Below are 18,528 nucleotides of genomic sequence, written 5' to 3'. Positions count from 1 at the left end.
CCAGCTATTCCACCAACTAGGTCGAGATGAACTCTCATGTGTTTGGTCTGTGCAAAAAGCGAGGGAGGAGAAACGTACGAACTGCAATAGCATGGTTTGTTCCTGTGCCAGAATTTGGACATCGCCCTTCGTTTTTCCATTGCGTTCAATTGAAAACCGAACCTGACCTGTGCTTTAAGCCGCAGATACCCTTCACTACATGAAATTGAGGTGAGGCCTGCCGACAAGTTTTTAACTTAAGGGTTCAGCCGAGATCTTTCTCGATCCGATGTGGCACGACCCCTAGCTTTCGGTTTGGTGAAAGTCGTAATGTCTCGCTAAGTTAGTACAGCAATTGTTCAAGTATCCTGTCATAGGAAGCCGCGCGTTTAAGAGCCGGTGGTGCCTTAAGTCTTACCCAAATCGGACCGAAAGCCAGACGTTCGCATGGCATCAATCAGTCATGCTGAATAGCGCGGAGACAACCCTTTCGTATTGCTTCAAGCCAACATTTCATCGGTAACCCCGGAGTGTTCATGAAAACACTTTTTCTGCAAGCGCCTTCGTACGATGGTTTCGATGGCGGAGCCGGATCGCGCTATCAGGCCAAGCGGGAAGTACGATCATTCTGGTATCCCACGTGGCTTGCGCAGCCCGCGGCGCTGGTACCGGACAGCCGCGTACTCGATGCGCCCGCCGACGGTTTGTCGGTCGCAGATACGCTTGAAATTGCAGCCGGCTATGAACTCGTTGTCATCCATACCAGCACGCCCTCGTTCCCCACCGACGCGCTCTTTGCCGAAGACCTGAAAAGGAAGAACCCGACTGTCTTCATCGGCATGGTGGGTGCGAAGGTCGCAGTCGATCCGCACAACTCGCTGGCGGCGAGCGATGCTATCGACTTTGTGTGCCGGGAAGAATTCGATTTCACTTGCCGCGATGTTGCGCAGGGTATTCCCTTGGCCAATATCCAGGGCCTGAGCTATCGCGCAGCGGATGGTTCGCTTGAACACAACGAAGCGCGTCCAATACTGGAAAACATGGACGAACTGCCATTCGTCGCGCCGATCTATAAACGCGATCTGAAGATCAAAAATTATTTCATCGGATATTTGAAACATCCGTATGTATCGATCTATACCGGTCGCGGCTGCCGGTCAAAATGCACGTTCTGCTTGTGGCCGCAGACCGTTGGCGGCCACCGGTACCGCACACGGTCGGTTGATAACGTGCTGGATGAAGTGAGGTGGATTCGCGACAACATGCCTGAAGTAAAGGAGATCATGTTCGACGACGACACTTTCACCGACTTCAAGCCGCGCGTTGAAGAGATTGCGCGGGGGCTCGGCAAGCTCGGCGTGACATGGTCGTGCAACGCAAAAGCGAACGTCCCTTTTTCCACGCTGAAGATCATGAAGGAAAATGGTCTTCGCCTCTTACTGGTGGGTTATGAATCAGGCGATGACCAGATTCTTCTCAACATCAAGAAAGGATTGCGCACGGATATCGCGAGGCGGTTCAGTGAGGACTGTCGCAAGCTCGGCATCAAGATCCACGGCACGTTCATCCTCGGCCTGCCAGGCGAGACGCGCGACACAATCGAAAAGACCATCGAATACGCAAAGCAAATCAACCCGCATACCATCCAGGTGTCGCTTGCCGCGCCATACCCGGGCACGACGCTTTATAAGCAAGCCATAGAAAACGGCTGGATGCAGGAAAACAAGGTCATCAACCTCGTCAGTTCAAAGGGTGTGCAGCTGGCGGCGATTGGCTATCCGCATCTGTCGCGCGACGAGATTTATCACGGGCTTGAGACCTTTTATAAGCGCTTCTATTTCCGTCCATCGAAGATTTGGGAAATCGTGCGGGAAATGCTGGTGAGCTGGGAAATGATGTGTCGGCGCTTGCGCGAAGGCGTTGAATTCTTCAGCTTCCTCAGAGCCCACAAGGCATGAGGGTTCGTGTAACCCGGCTCGGCATTGGGCGATGAAGCATTCCCTCTGGATTGCCTGCGTTGTCGCGATCCTTTGTTCGACGGCATTGCTCGCCTATCTGCTTCCGGGCGATTTTGCGCAATGGGTGCAGGGCCCCGCTATGTGGATCACCGCGTCATGCGTGGTCTTCGGCGTCAGCTACACCGTAGTCGCTACCTTACTCGTGCGGCGCTTTTTCTCGCGGCCGGTGGTCGAGGCCACGACGTTTCCCGCGGTGACCATCGTAAAGCCGCTGCATGGCGCGGAACTCGCGCTGATGCAAAACCTCGTTTCGTTCTGTGAGCAAGACTACCCGGGGCCTATCCAGTTTCTGTTCGGCGTGCATGATTCGCGCGACGTTGCGCTCGACGTGGTCCGCCACGTACGCGGGCTTTTTCCGGATGCGGACATCACCGTAGTGTCCGACGCCCGCTTGTACGGGCCGAACCGCAAGATGAGCAACGTCCTCAACATGCTGCCCGAGGCCCGTCACGATATCCTTGTCTTCGCGGACAGCGACGTGGCTGTGGAGCAGAACTATCTACGACGCGTGCTCGGGGAGCTGCATCAACCTGGCGTGGGTCTTGTAACGTGCTTGTACTGGGGGAAACCCGACGCCGGTTTCTGGGGCAGTCTTTCCGCCGATGCCAGCAATTATCAGTTTCTGCCGGGCGTTGTACTTGGTCTGGCGTCCGGTATGGCGCGGCCGTGTTTCGGACAGACGCTCGCCATGCGCCGCGCTACGCTCGAGAAAATTGGCGGCTTTTCGCAGTTCGTCCATCATCTTGCCGAAGACCATGCCATTGGCGAGGCGGTACGTCTTGCCGGGGAGAAAGTCGTCGTGCCTGCATTTGCGGTGACCCATGCGTGCGTGGAAAAAAACGCGGCCGAGTTTGTCGCGCACGAGTTGCGATGGAGCCGAACGATCCGTACTATCGATCCTGCCGGACACCTGGGTTCGGTGCTGACGCATCCGCTGGCCTTTGCCTTGCTGAGTGTGGTGGTGTCGGGCGGCGCAATGTGGGCGTGGACCACCGTCGGAACGGCAATCATCGCGCGGCTTGCGCTCAAGCTTCAGATGAACAAGGCGCTAAGACGACCGGCTGCGGGCATCGCGCTGTTGCCGATCTGGGATATTGTGCTGTTCGCGGTCTACCTGCTGAGTTTTGTTTCATCGCGTGTGGTGTGGCGCGGTTTCAATTTCACGGTGGGACGGGATGGCTTGCTGGTTCCGGTCACCGAGGAATGAATGTGGTGAAGCGTTATTTGGGAGGCGCGGCGGCGCTCGCCGGATTGATCACCGCGGTATGGCTGGTCGCGCACGAGAACCCCGGCGCGGTGGTCGCGCTCATGCGCACGGCCGGGTGGGGATTGTCTATCGCGGCGATGGCGCATGTGCTGCCCATGATCGCAAACTCGCGCGACTGGCAAACGCTGATTCGCGGGGCAAACCGGCCCGCGCTGTGCCGCATGCTGCACCTGGTATGGATTCGCGAGTCGGTCAACAGCATGCTGCCCGTCGCGCGGATTGGCGGCGAAGTCGTGTCGTTCCGATTGATGGCGCGCCGTGGGCTGCGCCCAGCGACAGCAGCGGCGAGCATCATTGTCGATATGCAGTTGACCGTCATTAGCCAGCTCGTGTTCACGCTTGGCAGCATCGGGTATCTGGCGGCGCAGTCGAGTTCGAGCATGCTGCGACTGTCCGCCGAACTCGCACTTGGCGCGGCCGTGCTCGCGCCATTTCTCATTCTCTTCGCACTGGTTCAGCACGCGCGTCCGTTTGAACGCATGGCACGGTTCGTCAACCGGATGTGCGGCGGTCAGCTTGCCGAACTCGTTGGGCACTCTGGCCGTATCGATCAATCGATGAAACTGATTTGGCGCCGCCGCGGCGTCATACTCCGATATGTCTTTTTCTGGCAGCCGGTTCAGTGCCTGCTGACTGCACTCGAGTTATGGCTTGCGCTGCATTTTCTTGGTGTCACGGCGGGTTTCGGGAAAGCGGTCGTGCTGGAACTGCTCATTCAGGCTGTGAGCAGCGCTGCGTTTTTCGTACCCGGCGCGCTCGGGGTGCAGGAAGGCGGGTTCGTGCTGATCGGTGGCGCATTGGGGTTCGATCCGGCAACAAGTCTCGCGCTTGCGGGCTCACGGCGCATCCGCGACCTCATCATGTTCCTGCCCGGACTGGTCGCGTGGCAAGTCGCCGAAGCAACCGGCGCATCCTATCCCCCCGAAAGCCGTCCCGCCGGCGCGCGCATCAGTCCCTGACTTACGACCTGTGCGCGACGCGTTCGGCATGTGCGAAGACATCGGCGAAACCGCCGCGCAAAGCGCCGGTGGTGCGCACCGCTGCCGCCACGCGCGGTGAGAGCAAAGCGGCGAGTTCATCGGCCGGGCGATAGCCGGCCATCGATGGCGTTACGGGCGCAGCGCTTTCATCGGCGCTTGCGGGGTGCAAATAGATCTCTGTGACGCCATCGTGCAAGTGTTCCAGCGCCTCGATCAGCGCTGCCTCGTCCATCCGGCCGCTTTGGGTGATACCAATGACCCGATCGTTGTGCGCAATGCCGTGACGGTCGAGCCGCGCATTGACCAGCGATATCCATGGAACCAGCGCGGCAGGGATGTTATTTTCGCGAGGAAGCCGCATTGCACGCATGCCAAACCCGCGGCCAACCTTGAGGATGATCGTAAGCACTGTCGGATGGAGGTGAAAGTGCTTGTGGGTGTTCACGTGGTCGAGCGCAAGGCCGGTTGCAGCAAACGCCTCGAATTGCGCGCGAATCTCGCGTTCAAGCTGAGCGCGTGCATGCGGCAGGAAGAAGAACCGTATGCCGTCCCGGACCATCGCGTCGCCGAAGCGCCCGGTGCGATTGACCAAGGAGGGTATCTCCGATGCCGCCAGGGTTGCCTGTCCGTCCGCCAGGACCAGATGCAAACCCACGCGCAGATCCGGCATCTGCCGCGCGCGTTCGATGGCGTCTGCCGCTGCATCTGCGCCGACCATGAGGCTTGCCGCGCTTAGCACGCCTTCTTTGTGCGCACGCTCCACGGCGACGTTGACGCGTTGGTGCAAGCCGAAGTCGTCGGCGGTGATGATAAGCGCACGCGATACGCGGCTTGTGTTTGCGAGGCGGGTGGCCAATGGCATGCGCAATGTTTTCATGCGGACTTTTTTTTCACGATGCTAGGTTCGATCAAAGGCTTCGGGACCATCCGGCTGGTTTTTGGCCGGAGCATTCTCGTCAATGCGGATCCGGCTCCCGCGCCACATCACGTGCGATCCGAACGCCGCCACTACCCACTCGGCCCAGAAGAGCAAGTCGCGCAGGGGAATCAGTGGCAAGTCGCGCAGAAACGCACGCCAGTCACGCGCCCGGCGCCAGTGCAACAAGACGCGCGCGCTGACGCCGAACGACGTGCAGAGGTCCGCCAGCATGTCTGCCATCCCTGCTGAGATCGAGCCGCCGTTTGCGTTATAACCGAGGCCGAGAATGAAACTCGTCAGCAGCCAAGGAGATGCAAACGAGATGAGAATAAATGCAAAGCCGAGTGGATGAACTGTTCGGATCGTGCGAAGCCAGCGGGTCTCGCGTTGCCAGAGCGAGACGAAATCACGCTCGGTCACGTCCGTCGAAACAACGACTTCAGACAAATAAGTGCATAGCCCCCGTTGGCGGATTTCGTGAGCGATCGAATAGTCGTCGGCGACGCAGTTTTTCACCGCCGTCAATCCGCCAATAGTATCCAGGGTCTCCCGGCGCATGGCGAGCGTCGCGCCGAAACCAAAGCGCTGCGAACCGGTGGCATGGGCGAGATAAACGGACGGCACAAACCATTCATCGATAAAAAGCGCACCCAGGCGCGTCCAGAAGTTTCCGACCCGGCGCGCGCGATACAGGCAGGTCACAATGCCGACGCCCGGTTGTTCAAGCGGTGCAGTGACTTTCACCAGGTAATCCGGCTGAACCGCGATGTCGCTGTCGGCCATGACAAACACTTCATGGCGCGCGTGCTGCTCCATGTTGATCAGGTTGCTGACCTTGTGGTTCGCTCCGTGGAGTGTTGCGTCCACAACCAGCGTGATGTCGACGTCGGGATAGGTGGCCCGCAAGCGTTCCACCACTGCGACAGCAGGGTCGCTATGCGAAGACACACCGAAAATGAGCTGAAAGCAGGGATGGGTTTGTTCGCAGAAAGTTTCGAGGTTCGCGTAAAGGCGAGGCTCGAATCCACATAACGGTTTAAGCACGCTGACCGGTCGCGGCTTCGCCGGAACGGCGCTATTCACCATTGGAGGGGCGTATCCGTGTCGAACGAGTGCAACCACGGTGATGTAGCACGCCGAAAGACAGCATAGTGCAATCAGAATCCATTCCGTCGCGGGCAGCGGCGTCCAAGTCATCGCGATCCCCGTCAAATCGTTGCGGGCCCCGCTCATTTGCACCGGCAGGCACGAATGACCGGGAATCCGGGATGTCATCAGGTCGTGAGGCGACTCGCCAACACCTCGATTGAACCTGGCTGCGTCCGATCATAGATAGACATTCAACGATTACAATTAGCGCGCGCTTACATAGGTTTGCATGAACGTAAGCATTGCTACGCGAAATGGACCGATACTTTGGTACTTCAAGCGCAAATGTAGACACCCTCGCTTCCACTAAGTATTTTCTAAGTATCCGGGCTCAGGCTGCTCGATTCAAACCTTTAAGGACATACACATATGCGGCAGGACTCCCTAACCATACCGTCTGCGTATAGCAGCCCTGCACGTTTTTTTCATTGGGCAACCGTGCTTCTTCTTGCGGGCCAATTCGCGATTGCGTGGACCATGCCCGATGTGCATCATGGCACCCAGCCGGTCGGGCTGATTGCGTGGCATTTGTCGGTGGGCATCCTGATCTTGCTGCTGGTGGCCGTGCGAATTGTCTGGCGCTTCACCCATCCGGCACCGCCCGAGTTGCCAAGCATTCCCCGTCCGCTAGCAACGGTTGCGCGCTTTACCCACTGGGCTCTTTATCTTTTGCTGATCGCACTGCCGCTGATGGGATGGGCCAACGCTTCATCCAGAGGGTGGCCGAGCTTTCTGGGCACGCTGTTGCCGTTGCCGGCCTTGACACCAGAAGGATCGCCATTCGGACATTTGCTTGGCGACTGGCATAAGGTTTTTGCCTGGGTTCTGCTCGCGCTTGTTGGACTGCATGCGGCGGCTGCACTTTTTCATCACTTTGTTCTCCGTGATGCCACGCTTCGGCGCATGCTCCCCACATCGCGTGAATAGCGCTTAGCAAGCCGCCAATTGCGGGATGAGAAATAGTTGCATCGCACTCAACCGCGGTCCAAGGGTTATAGCGTCTCGTTGCATACGTGAACGTTATTGTGCGAATCGTTCATTCACGCAAAATGCGGAGACGCAGCATGGCATCGAAATCCGAGCTCAAACGATTTCGCAGCAACTTATCCGATGAACTCGACAGCGCCGCGCTCTACGAGACACTTGCCGGCGCCGAGCGCGATAGCGAACGCAAGCAGGTTTATGCAGAATTGGCTGCATCGGAGCGCGACCACGCGCGCGTCTGGTCCGAGAAATTGCGCGCCAACGGCGTGAATGTGAGTACGCATCGGGCAAGCGTCAAGACGCAAATGATGCGTGCGCTCGTGCGTGTGTTCGGCCGGAACTTCGTGCTCAAGACGGTCGCAGCGTCGGAATACGCCGATCGGGACAAATACGCCGGTCAGCCGGATGCCGCGGGTATGTCGGAGGAGAGCATCGTCATGCGGGCATCGTGCAGGAGGTTGCTAATCGCGGGGCGCCCGGACAGTCGCGTGGCAAACAAATCGCATCGGCTGAGTCGTGGCATCCGGGGGTAATGCCGGGAAACGATTTGCGCGCGGCCGTGCTTGGCGCGAACGACGGACTAGTGTCGAATTTTTGCCTGATCATGGGCGTTGCTGGGGCGGGCGCACCTGCCAGAACCATTTTGCTGACTGCGTTTGCCGGACTCGTGGCCGGCGCGTGTTCCATGGCGCTTGGGGAATGGCTGTCGGTCACGAACGCACGCGAACTCGCGCGTACCCAGATCGCGAGAGAAGCCGACGAACTCGAACACACGCCCGACGCCGAGCGACACGAACTCGCGCTGATCTATCAGTCGAAGGGGCTCGACGCGGCAGAAGCGCGTCGCGTCGCAGCGCAAATCATGCGCGACAAGGATAAGGCGCTCGATACATTGACCCGCGAAGAACTCGGACTCGACCCAGCTGAATTGGGCGGCAACCCCTGGACTGCCGGTCTTGTTTCGTTCTTTCTGTTTTCGATTGGTGCGGTGTTTCCCGCACTGCCGTTCGTCTGGGCGCATGGCGTGAGCGGGATTATCCAGTGCATCGTGCTCAGCAGCGTGGGATTGGCTGCCATAGGCGTGTTCACGTCGCTTTTCAATGGCCGAGGGGCGGTGTATTCAGCAGTAAGGCAGATTCTGATCGGGATGGTGGCCGCAGGGTTTACGTTCGGTGTGGGCAAGTTGCTGGGTGTATCGATGTCGTGAGATCAACTGACCCGGATGCTTTTCGCATGCTATGTAAGCCCCTGCTAATTGTTGTAACGCCTTCTGAACCTATGATGAAGCGTAGGCCGGCTTTGAAGTGGGGGGGCTGACAAATAAATACAAACCCCGACTGTCGCGGTGAGATAGGCCGGTCCACCCATATCCCGCCGACGCGTCTCGCGGCGGCACGATGAAAGCACAATGTTTCAACAGGTTCGAAGGTAGGGCGTCATGTCAAACGGTTGGCTGGATAGGGTGGGAGCTGTCGCGGGGATTTTGCTTGGCGTCGCAATTCCTGCACAGGAGGCCATGCGCACGCGTAGAGCAATAGGCGCGCATTTGGCCGATCGCATCCGAGAAACCACGGATGCATTCGATGCTGCAGAAGCACTCGCGCGACAAGCGTTGTGCGCTGTAAGCGGGCCAGCGGGCGAACGCGCTGTTTTCGCTGCGGCTTACAACCGTTCGTATGTCGAGCATATCTTGAGACGCGTGGATGCCGCCGCCAATAGCGCGGTAAAAAGTGTACCCGAAGACGCAACTGGTTTTGTCATTGCGACGGCGCACGCTCGAGTCAGCATGCGCGATTTCTTCGATAACCTTACGGTCGCGAATTTGACGACGTCTTCGCCGTCCGCACTGAGCACGTTGTTCGATCGGCTTGCCAGCGATCTGCGCGAGGTCCACACCGCAGGTGAGCGTATGCTGAAGATGCGGCACGTCGGAATGGCGGCAATCAGCATGTGTCGCGCGTTCTGGGATAACCGATGAGAGTGCTATTGGTTGAAGACGATTGGATGATCGGCGAGGTGGTCAGGGACGCGTTGAAGGACGCGTCATGCGGGGTCGACTGGGTGCGCGACGGACAGCAGGCGCTAAGCGCAATCAAGGTTCACTCCTACGAAGCCGTCCTGCTCGACCTTGGCTTACCGAAGGTCGACGGCATGAACGTTCTGAGCGCCATTCGTGCCAGCAACAATGCCATACCTGTCCTGATCATCACCGCACGCGACGCGGTTGCCGACCGTATTCGCGGCCTGGATAGCGGCGCCGATGACTACGTCCTAAAACCTTTCGAAATGTCCGAAGTGCTCGCGCGCTTGAGAGCGATTGTGCGTCGCCGTGCCGGTGTCGCCGCGCCTGTGCTGACCAATGGCATCATATCGCTGGATCCTGCCACGCACGAAGCATCGTCGCCAGGAATATCCTTAAGGCTTTCCGGGCGCGAATTTGCGCTGCTGCATGCGTTGATGATCCGCCCTGGTGCGATCCTGTCGCGTACCGAGCTCGAAGACGGCATTTATGGCTGGAACGAAGAGGTTGAAAGCAATGCAGTTGAATTTCTGATTCACTCGCTGCGACGAAAACTCGGCAGCGATACGATCAAAAACGTCAGGGGTGTCGGATGGATGGTATCGAAAGGCGGGTAGGGCAGTCGCTCCAGTTGCGCTTGTCCATGTGGCTCGCAACTGCCGTTCTTTTGAGTGCCGTCGCGGCAGGCATTTTTTCGTTCAAGGCCGCGTTCCACGAAGCCAACGAGATCCAGGATCAGCAACTCAAGGAAGTGGCTACGCTCGTCACGGCGGAAAATGTGGAATCCATGGCGGAAGGCTCCGTGCATTATGTGCCGGAGTTCGAGCCGGAGGCGAAGGTCGTAGTGCAAAAGCTAGGCAAAGTCAACACGCAGCGCCTGCTCGACTTGCCCCCTACGCTGTCTGATGGCATGAGGACGCTGACTCTCGGCAACCGCGAATGGCGCGTTGTGGTCCGCACACTGGCGCCGGGTACCCGCGTAGCCGTTGGCCAGCAGACCTCCGATAGAAACGAAATCGCACGCAACAGTGCGGTCGCTACGCTAATTCCGTTTCTTTTACTGGCGCCGGTGCTGGTCGGCGTCGTCTTCCTGTTGGTCAGGCATATGTTTAAGCCCCTCGCGCGGCTTGCCGCCGAACTCGATGCCCGTCCTGATCACGATCTTTCAGAAATACGGGTTACCGGCGACCCGCAGCTTCCGGCCGAGATCGTGCCATTTCTTGTTGCCAATAACCGCATGCTCGCGCGCGTTGCCCAGTCGGTTGCGCTTCAGCGGCGTTTCGTAGCCGACGCAGCGCATGAATTGCGCTCGCCGCTTACTGTGCTTTTGCTGCAGGCAGAGCGGCTGGATGTGTCGGAAATGTCGACGCAGGCGCGCGAACGCTTTACTGCCTTGAGCAATGGCCTCACGCGCACGCGCGCGCTCGTCGAGCAGTTGCTGACGCTCGCGCACGCGCAGGAGGGCGACGGCATTGAGGCGAATCTCAGCCCGGTCGCGCCGGCATTTCGCCGCGTGCTCGAAGACCTGATTCCACTTGCGCAGGCGCGCCAGATCGATATTGGCGTGACCGGAGATTCAGACGTTTGGGTCCCCGCCAATGAAGCAGACCTGGGCACGGTGCTAAAGAACCTCGTCGATAACGCAATCCGCTATACGCCGGCGGGCGGGCGCGTGGACTTGTCGGTGCATACGAAGGACGGTCGTACGTCGATCGTTGTCGAAGACAACGGTCCGGGCATTCCCGAGGAAGAACGCGCGCGGGTGTTCGACCGATTTTATCGTGTGCTTGGCTCGGGGCAAAGCGGGTCTGGGCTTGGGTTGTCAATTGTGCAGACGATCGCGACCCGGATAGGCGCATCACTTGCGCTAGGAGACGCAGTCTGGAGTGAGCGCGGCGGCCTTCGCGTCACATTGACTTTTCCGAGAATGGACCAACCCGCTGAACCGGTTGAAGCAGCGTATAAACGCCCGATGAGCCGGGAGCTCGTCGCATAAATTCAGACCGTCACGCTTTTGCGGAATGTGGCCGAAACAGCTTTCGTCTCTATTCTGAGCGCAGCCCGCTTAGTTGCCTGGTTGCGAGACCTCATTGGCGTAAATCAGGATTCTGTCTACTTCAGCTAGAAGAAAGTCTTGGTCCGGGTCGAGGCCGAGCGACTGAAGAATTGTTGGTGCGACCCGAGTGGTCGTGACGGGCGAGGCGACGGTACCTGCACGGCGAAGTCCCGCATAAGACACGACAAGACCAAGATGGCCATCATCGGGTGCGTTGCCGCCGTGCTCTTCGTCTTTGGTTTTGCTCGATGTGTAGATTACCCCCGGATTCGGCTGCACTATGATATCCGGCGTGCGACGGCGTGCAGGGTCCCCGAACGTATTTTCCATGCGCTCGCCCGAAATATGTAAGTTTGCGGTCCGTCGGCGCAGATGCCGGGCACGTTGCAACCCAAATTTGCCTAGAGCGTTTTGACGGCGGCATCGGTCTGGCGACGATCGCGCAACCAAATAAGACTGACATCATCGCTTTACACGAATCCGGTTGCGGAAAGGCCGTGCCGTCGTTGAGGTTTCCTGTTTTGGTGACGTTTTGGCCGAAGTTCCCGTTGGCATCGAGGTAACCATTCGCCTCTAGCAGCGCGGTAACGGTGTCACCGTTTTTAATGAGCTTCGTGTGATCGGTCGGCGACTGACCGTGCTTGGCCGTCACAATGATCATCGTTGATGAAAATCTGGAAATTGGCGCCGAACAACGTGGGTACTTTCTCGCGAGTTGTGCCAGTCGAATCCTTGCCGTTGATCTGATTGATCGGTGCATTTGGTGCATTCACGTGCAAGTCGTCAAACTTTGCCGTATGTGAGTAGACATCGGTGTAGTTTGTTTTTGTTGCAGGGTCGATGGAATTAATCTCAGTGCGCGCGAGGTCGTCTACGCCCAGCCCTGATGGACCGTTAAGCCAGTCGTAACCCCATGCGTGTTTACTGCTCATGCAGTTCTCGCGTCGCGTTTGTGTTGCTTGATGACTCCGAAAACGGTGTTCGTCTTAATGTAGTCGTGCGGGTACACGGGTGTACACACACCCTTGACCATGGCGTGCGGAGGGCTTGCGGATTGAAAGTTCCGCCTCCGTCGAAATGAACTAGAGCACCGCCATTTTCGGCATCAATTCCAGTGGTTTCGTCGAAGACAAATTCCACCCTTGCTTGCGAGAGCACGTCGGGTCGCCCGGCGCATAGAGCGTCCGATCGTAGGAGACGTCATAGAAGAGCCCGGCGGTCTTCGGCGAACCACCGGTTGTAAGCGCAGCAAGCCCCGGGTCAGTGACTACTGCCGACGCCGGTTTGCCACGTACCTCCCAGAGCATGAATCAGGGCCACGCTGGCATCGAGCCGGCGTGCGTCGATCTGTTCACGTGCGCGCTCGTTATTCAGCGCGATGGTTTGCGCTGTGACGACGTCCAGATAGCTGACGGCGCCCGCCTGAAAGCGGTTTTTCGTGAGCTTCAGTGCAAGCGTGGCGGCGGACGTGGCGCGTTGCTGACTGGCTGCTTCGTCCTTGAGCGCGTTCAGCGCGGAGAGGCTGTCTTCGACCTGCTGAAACGATGACAGCACCGACTGCCGGTAATCGGCTACTGCGCCCTCGTATTGCCCGTTCACCTCGGCGAGCGTTGCATTACGGCGGCCGCCATCGAATAGCGTGCCGGCCAGTTGGGGGCCGAGTGCCCAGAAGAGACTCGGCGCAGTGAGCCACGGCGCGAAGAAAGAGCTCTCAAGACCCGCGCTCGCCGACAACACCAGGTCAGGGAAAAATGCTGCATGCGCTTCGCCAATCTGCGCATTCGCCGCGGCGACCCGACGCTCGGCGGCGGCAATATCGGGGCGGCGAAGAAGCAATTGCGATGGCAGTCCGACTGGTATCTGCGGTAGTGTGAACGTCCGCCCGACCGGCGCGATCGAGAACGTCGATGCGGGTACCGCGATCAGCGTGGCAATTGCATGTTCGAGCTGGCTACGCTGAACGACGATGTCCGTGGCCAGGGTACGCGTGCTTTCGAGCTGGGTCTGCGCCTGCGCGACAGCGGACGCGTCGATTGCGCCATCGCTCAATTGCTGCCCCAGCAGGTTGAATGCGGCGGCGTACGCGGTGACGGTATCGTCGAGCAGCTTTTTCTGCGTGTCGAGCGCACGAAGATCAAAATAGTCAGTGGCGATGTCGCTCGCCACCGACAAGCGCACGGCTTCGAGGTCGGCGGCGCTTGCATCGGCGCTTGCCTGCGCGTTCACCGCGGCATCCTTGATGCGGCCAAAAAGGTCGGGCTCCCAGCTAGCCGTGAGTCCGGTCGAGTAGTCTGGAATGGTCTTGCCTGCAAGCGACCTGCCCTCGAGATTCTGCGAGGTCCGGTAGCGCTGCTGCGACACGTTCGCCGAGATGCTGGGGAATAATCCCGCGCGCTGGTACGAGACGAGTGCACGGGCCTGCTCCAGTTGCGCCACGGCCTTTTTCACACTCTGGTTCGACACGTTCACGCGCAACTCGAGTTTGTCGAGATCCGGGTCGTGGAAAACAGTCCACCATGGCCCGCGCGACGCTGTGTCGCCCGGCGCTGCCACCGTCCAGGCTGGCGCGTTGGCAAAATGGGGCGGCACGATGACATCCGGTCTGGTGTAGGAGGGTATTGTTGAACACCCGGTCAATGCGAGAAGCGCCCCGCAGCTCAGCCGGCACGAAAGTCGTGAGAGTGACATGGTCCTGATCCTCACGACGCGTTCGGCGCAATGCGCACGGACTGCCCGGCGCTGATTGCATCGCCGGGATTGTCGATTACGCGATCCGTAGCATTCAAGCCAGTGGTGACCTCAATGCTCGTGCCGAAATCGCGTCCAACGCCGACCGCTTTGAGCGCCGTCTTGCCGGCAGCATCCACGACGGCGACAGTCACGCCATCGGGCCTGAAGAGCAGCGCGCTGACGGGCAGGTCGAGTGCCGGATGCGGATTTGCGAGCCCGAGATGAACCTGCGCATAGGCGCCCGGCATCAGCGCGCCGTCGCGATTATCGACGTCGACTTCCACACGCAGCGTGCGGCTGACCGGATCGATAGAACCCGTATCGCGCGCAACTTTTGCCGCAAAGCGTTTTCCCGGGAATTGCTGTACGCTCAGATAAACCGCTGTGCCGGACGTGACATACGGTGCATCGTTTTGCGGGACATCGACGAAAACGCGCAATGTGTCGGTCTGCTGCACATGAAAAAGCTCACCCGTGTTGCTTCCCAGTCCCGGCGTGCTGCCCGCGCTCACAAGCGCGCCTACATCCACGTTGCGCGCGGTGATGACGCCACTGAACGGCGCGGTCACCTTCTCGTACGAGACCAGTTCCGACAGCCGTTTCACGTTGGCAATCGCAGATTGCAGCATCGCGCGCTTGGCGTCACGGTCGCTGCTCTTGGTCTCCGCGTCCTGCTGCGATACCGACTGCGTGGTCAGCATCTGCTGCCAGCGTTCCGCGGTGGCGTCGGCGTAAGCGAAGTTCGCCTGCGCGGTGGCCTGATCCGCACGCGCTTGCGCGAGTTGCGCATCGAGTTCCGGTGTCTGGATGACCGCCAGCGTCTCACCTGCAGAGACCTTGGCACCAATGTCGCGCGTCCAGTGTTGAACGTAACCACTCGTGCGCGCGTAGATCGCAGCGTCGGCAAACGGCGTGACGGACCCGGGCAGCAGCAGCTCTTGCTGCGCGGGCGCAACGCTAGGTTTGATCACCGATACGACCAAGGCGCTCTGTGCATTGGTTTGAGCGGTTAGCGCCGTGCTCGCGTGCAGCCGGGGCACGATACCCAGGATCAGCAGCGCGGTAGCGGCCCCGATCAGTGCAATGGGCAAGACATACCGGCGCCGGGCCCGATCGGCCGGGGCGACATCAGACTTGGGTGGATCGGAATGCGGATTCATTGAAATGCCTTGTTTGCAGGTTGATGCGCAATATTGCGGATTGACTAGTGAGTAGGGCGAGGTTCCGGGCCGTTTGCTTCCACCGGGCCATCCTTGCGTTTCTTTTCACGCCGTTCGCGCCACGCGTGAACCATGCCGAAGACCACTGGCACGAATAGCAGCGTCGAGACCGTGCCGATTGCGAGGCCGCCAATGACAGCACGACCCAAAGGCGCGTTCTGTTCGCCACCGTCGCCGAGTCCGAGCGCCATCGGCAACATGCCTATGAGCATGGCAAGTGCTGTCATGAGCACTGGCCGGAAACGGCTGAAACCTGCTTCCAGTGCAGCCTTTAAAGGTGGCGCGCCACCTTGAAGCATCTCGCGAGCGGTGTTGATGACCAGGATGCTGTTCGCGGTAGCAATACCGATACACAAAATCGTTCCCGTCAACGCCGGCACGCTGAGCGTCGTGTGGCTGGCAAACAGCATCCACGCTATGCCTGCAAGCGACGCAGGCAGGCCGCTGATGATGATCAGCGGGTCGAGCCATGACTGGAAGTTGACGACCATCAGCAGATAAACGAGCACGACGGCGAAGGCGAGTCCCATGCCGAGGCCCGTGAACGAGTCGTGCATCGACTGCACCTGACCACGAATCACGATCGATGATCCCGCGGGCAGTTTTACCTTTGCCTGATCGACGAGCGTGGTGACGTCCGCCGCTACCCCGGCAAGATCGCGCCCTTGTGCGGATGCATAGATGTCGAGCACGGGCTGCACGTTGTAATGCGAGACCACCGCTTCCTGCGATACCCGCGACATCGTGGCGAGCGATCCCAAGATGTTCTGCGGCGCGCTCGAGTTGGCAACCTTGGTCAACGGCAGGTTGGCAAGTGTCTGAAGCGAATGGATATCGTATTGCGGGACTTCGGCCATCAACGGATAGCTCACGCCGTTTTTTGGATCGAGCCAGAAATTCGGCGTTGTTTGCGAGCTGCCCGAGAGCGCAATCAGCAGGTTCTGCGCAACGTCGTGCTGTGTCAGGCCGGCCTGCAATGCCTTGGTGCGATCGACATCCAGGTTGATTGCCGGTTCGTCGCCTGGCTGCTGGATGCGGGCATCGACAAGACCGCGCACGCCGCGCAGCTTCGCTAGCAAATCGTTCGCGACCACGCGATTCTGGTCGAGTTTGGCTCCGACGATCTGGATGTCGATGGGCGCCGGCAAGCCGAAGTTTAGGATCTGGCTGACGATATCAGCGGGCAGGAACGCGAATGTGACACTTGGAAACGCGTTCGTGAGGGTGTTACGCAGCGTCGTCACATAGCCGGCTGTCGGCTTGTGGCCGGGCTTGAGCGACACCATGATGTCCGCATCTTCCGAACCGATCGGGCCGGAAGACGCATAGGTCAGGTTGATCCCGCTCACCGGCACGCCGATGTTGTCGAGCAGCGCGGCCTGTTCGGACTTCGGGATCACCGTGTTGATTTTCGCTTCGACTTCGTCCGCGATGCGAGCGGTCTGTTCGATCCGCGTGCCAGTCGGCGCGCGCATATGGAGGCGAATTTCGCCGGCATCGACTGTCGGGAAGAAGTCCTGTCCGGTGAACGGAATCAATGCCAGTGAACCAACGCACACGAGCATGAAGATCGGCAAAAACATGCGCCAACGTTCAATAGCGCGGCCAAGCATGCGCTTGTAACCGCCGCGAAACTGTTCAAAACGACGCTCGAACGCGGCCTGGAAGCGGATCAGCACGCCGAAGCGGCCGGGGGGCGCGGCGTTGTCGCGGGACCGCGCTTTCATCAGGTACATTGCGAGCGTGGGAATCAGCGTGCGGGAGAAGAAGTAAGACGCGATCATTGCAAACACGACTGCTTCGGCCATCGGCACGAACAGATATCGCGCAACGCCGCTCAGCAGGAACATCGGTACGAACACGATACAGATCGACAGCGTCGACACGAAGGTCGGCACGGCAATTTCGCCCGAACCGTTCAGGATGGCATCGTGCAAAGGCGCGCCATTCTCCAGGTGGTGCGTGATGTTTTCGATGGCGACCGTTGCGTCATCCACCAGGATCCCGACCGCGAGCGCGAGGCCGCCGAGCGTCATAATATTGATGGTCTCGCCCAGCACGGAGAGACCAATGAGCGACGTCAGGACGGCCAACGGAATGGTCACAGCGATGATCAGCGTAGCGCGCCAACTGCCGAGGAACAGGAGGATCATCAGCGCGGTCAGGCATGCCGCGATCAGCGCTTCGCGCACGACGCCTGTTATGGCCGATTTCACGAAGACAGACTGATCGCCGAGCGGCGTGACCACGAGCGACTTGGGCAGCCCGGCGGTGATGTTCGGCAGCATCGACTTGATCTGGCTGATGATGGTCAGCGTCGACGTACTGCCGGTCTTCTCGACTTCGAGCAGGGCCGCACGCGAACCGTTGCTGCGCACGATGTTCGTTTGCGGCGCGTAGCCGTCGCGAACCTGCGCGACGTCGCGTACATACACCACGCCGCCATTGACCGTCTTGATCGGCAGGTTGTTTAGCGCCGCGACGCTCGTCGTGCTGCCGTTCATTTGCACGTTGTACTCGCGCGTGCCGATCTTCGCCGTGCCGCCCGGCAGGATCAGGTTCTGCGTATTGACGGCGTTGACCACATCGAGTGGTGAAAGACCTTTCGCCTGCAACGCGCGCGAGTTGATGTCGACCATGATCTGCCGTACCTTGCCGCCGAAGGGCAAGGGCACAGCCGCACCTTGAACTGTCGCGAGTTGCGTGCGAATAAAGCTGTTGCCGAGGTCATACAGGGTTTGCTCAGGCAGCGACTTGCTCGAAAGACCCAGCTGCAGGATCGGCACCGTTGAAGCGTTGTACGTGATGATATTCGGTGGCAGGGTTCCGGGCGGCAGCACGCGCAGGATCGAGGCTGAGTTCGATGCTGCTTGAGCAATCGCGCGATTAATGTCGGCGCCGGGGTGGAAGAATACCTTTACCACTGAGACGCCATTGAGCGACTGCGATTCAATGTGTTCGATATCTTCGACGTCCGAGGTCAGGGCGCGTTCATAGTTCGACGTGATCCGGTGCGCCATGTCCTCGGCGGAGAAGCCGTTATACGACCAGACAATGCTGACCACCGGGATATTGATGCTTGGGAAGATATCAACCGGTGTTCTGACAATTGCAAGCGGCCCCAGGATAAAGAGAAGGATCGCAAGGACGATGAACGTATAAGGCCGGTTGAGGGCGAGTCTGACGATCCACATAGGGTTTCCTGA

The 18,528-nt window shown here is 59.3% G+C and carries 12 protein-coding genes and 2 pseudogenes; 8 read left to right on the top strand and 6 right to left on the bottom strand.

The features are described from left to right. Positions 1-515: 515 nt before the first annotated feature. From hpnJ to AXG89_RS29565, 3 genes are read left to right on the top strand one after another with little or no spacing between them, the layout of a single operon-like run. A complete protein-coding gene (hpnJ, locus tag AXG89_RS29575; protein WP_062173230.1) occupies positions 516-1,937 on the top strand; it encodes a hopanoid biosynthesis associated radical SAM protein HpnJ in 1,422 nt (473 codons plus the stop codon). A 31-nt stretch (positions 1,938-1,968) separates the two neighbouring features. Next, a complete protein-coding gene (gene hpnI, locus AXG89_RS29570; protein WP_082771590.1) occupies positions 1,969-3,204 on the top strand; it encodes a bacteriohopanetetrol glucosamine biosynthesis glycosyltransferase HpnI in 1,236 nt (411 codons plus the stop codon). 5 nt (positions 3,205-3,209) lie between these two features. Further along, the gene (locus AXG89_RS29565) at positions 3,210-4,223 is read left to right on the top strand and encodes a lysylphosphatidylglycerol synthase domain-containing protein (RefSeq protein WP_082771650.1); all 1,014 of its coding nucleotides are present in this window, start codon (positions 3,210-3,212) and stop codon (positions 4,221-4,223) included. Between the two features lies 1 nt (position 4,224). On the opposite strand, the gene hpnK is transcribed toward AXG89_RS29565, so the two are convergent. Then, a complete protein-coding gene (hpnK, locus tag AXG89_RS29560; RefSeq protein ID WP_062174064.1) occupies positions 4,225-5,106 on the bottom strand; it encodes a hopanoid biosynthesis-associated protein HpnK in 882 nt (293 codons plus the stop codon). Positions 5,107-5,142: 36 nt separating this feature from the next. Then, positions 5,143-6,360 carry a bacteriohopanetetrol glucosamine biosynthesis glycosyltransferase HpnI gene (hpnI, locus tag AXG89_RS29555; RefSeq protein ID WP_062174066.1) on the bottom strand — a complete coding sequence of 406 codons (1,218 nt, stop codon included), beginning with the start codon at positions 6,358-6,360 and terminating at the stop codon, positions 5,143-5,145. A gap of 390 nt (positions 6,361-6,750) precedes the next feature. Between hpnI (AXG89_RS29555) and AXG89_RS29550 the strand changes: the two genes are divergently transcribed. From AXG89_RS29550 to AXG89_RS29530, 5 genes and pseudogenes are all read left to right on the top strand, one after another. Beyond that, entirely contained in the window at positions 6,751-7,239 is a 489-nt protein-coding gene (locus tag AXG89_RS29550; RefSeq protein WP_335671989.1) for a cytochrome b, read from the top strand. A 137-nt stretch (positions 7,240-7,376) separates the two neighbouring features. Continuing rightward, a pseudogene (locus AXG89_RS29545) lies at positions 7,377-8,503 on the top strand (VIT1/CCC1 transporter family protein). A 309-nt stretch (positions 8,504-8,812) separates the two neighbouring features. Further along, positions 8,813-9,274, top strand: coding sequence for a hypothetical protein (locus AXG89_RS29540; RefSeq protein ID WP_062173236.1), 462 nt, complete (start codon positions 8,813-8,815; stop codon positions 9,272-9,274). Further along, positions 9,271-9,933 (top strand): response regulator transcription factor, encoded by a 663-nt coding sequence (locus tag AXG89_RS29535; RefSeq protein WP_062173238.1) that lies wholly within the window; start codon positions 9,271-9,273, stop codon positions 9,931-9,933. The genes AXG89_RS29540 and AXG89_RS29535 overlap by 4 nt, the downstream gene beginning before the upstream one ends. Beyond that, complete coding sequence (locus AXG89_RS29530) at positions 9,909-11,312, top strand: sensor histidine kinase (protein ID WP_062173240.1); 1,404 nt, start codon at positions 9,909-9,911, stop codon at positions 11,310-11,312. The genes AXG89_RS29535 and AXG89_RS29530 overlap by 25 nt, the downstream gene beginning before the upstream one ends. A 69-nt stretch (positions 11,313-11,381) precedes the next feature. Here the strand turns inward: AXG89_RS29530 and AXG89_RS44980 are convergent. From AXG89_RS44980 to AXG89_RS29510, 4 genes and pseudogenes are all read right to left on the bottom strand, one after another. Then, positions 11,382-12,631: pseudogene (locus tag AXG89_RS44980) on the bottom strand (alkaline phosphatase family protein); the annotation flags it as partial. A 1-nt stretch (position 12,632) separates the two neighbouring features. After that, the gene (locus AXG89_RS29520; protein WP_062173245.1) at positions 12,633-14,060 is read right to left on the bottom strand and encodes an efflux transporter outer membrane subunit; all 1,428 of its coding nucleotides are present in this window, start codon (positions 14,058-14,060) and stop codon (positions 12,633-12,635) included. An 11-nt stretch (positions 14,061-14,071) separates the two neighbouring features. After that, complete coding sequence (locus AXG89_RS29515) at positions 14,072-15,262, bottom strand: efflux RND transporter periplasmic adaptor subunit (protein WP_062173247.1); 1,191 nt, start codon at positions 15,260-15,262, stop codon at positions 14,072-14,074. A gap of 44 nt (positions 15,263-15,306) precedes the next feature. Further along, positions 15,307-18,516 (bottom strand): efflux RND transporter permease subunit, encoded by a 3,210-nt coding sequence (locus AXG89_RS29510; RefSeq protein WP_062173250.1) that lies wholly within the window; start codon positions 18,514-18,516, stop codon positions 15,307-15,309. Positions 18,517-18,528: the final 12 nt, after the last annotated feature.

It is taken from the genome of Burkholderia sp. PAMC 26561 (genome assembly GCF_001557535.2).
Taxonomy (GTDB): domain Bacteria; phylum Pseudomonadota; class Gammaproteobacteria; order Burkholderiales; family Burkholderiaceae; genus Caballeronia.
Note: the sequence above shows the minus strand (reverse complement) of the source record. Positions and strands in the feature narration are given on the sequence as shown.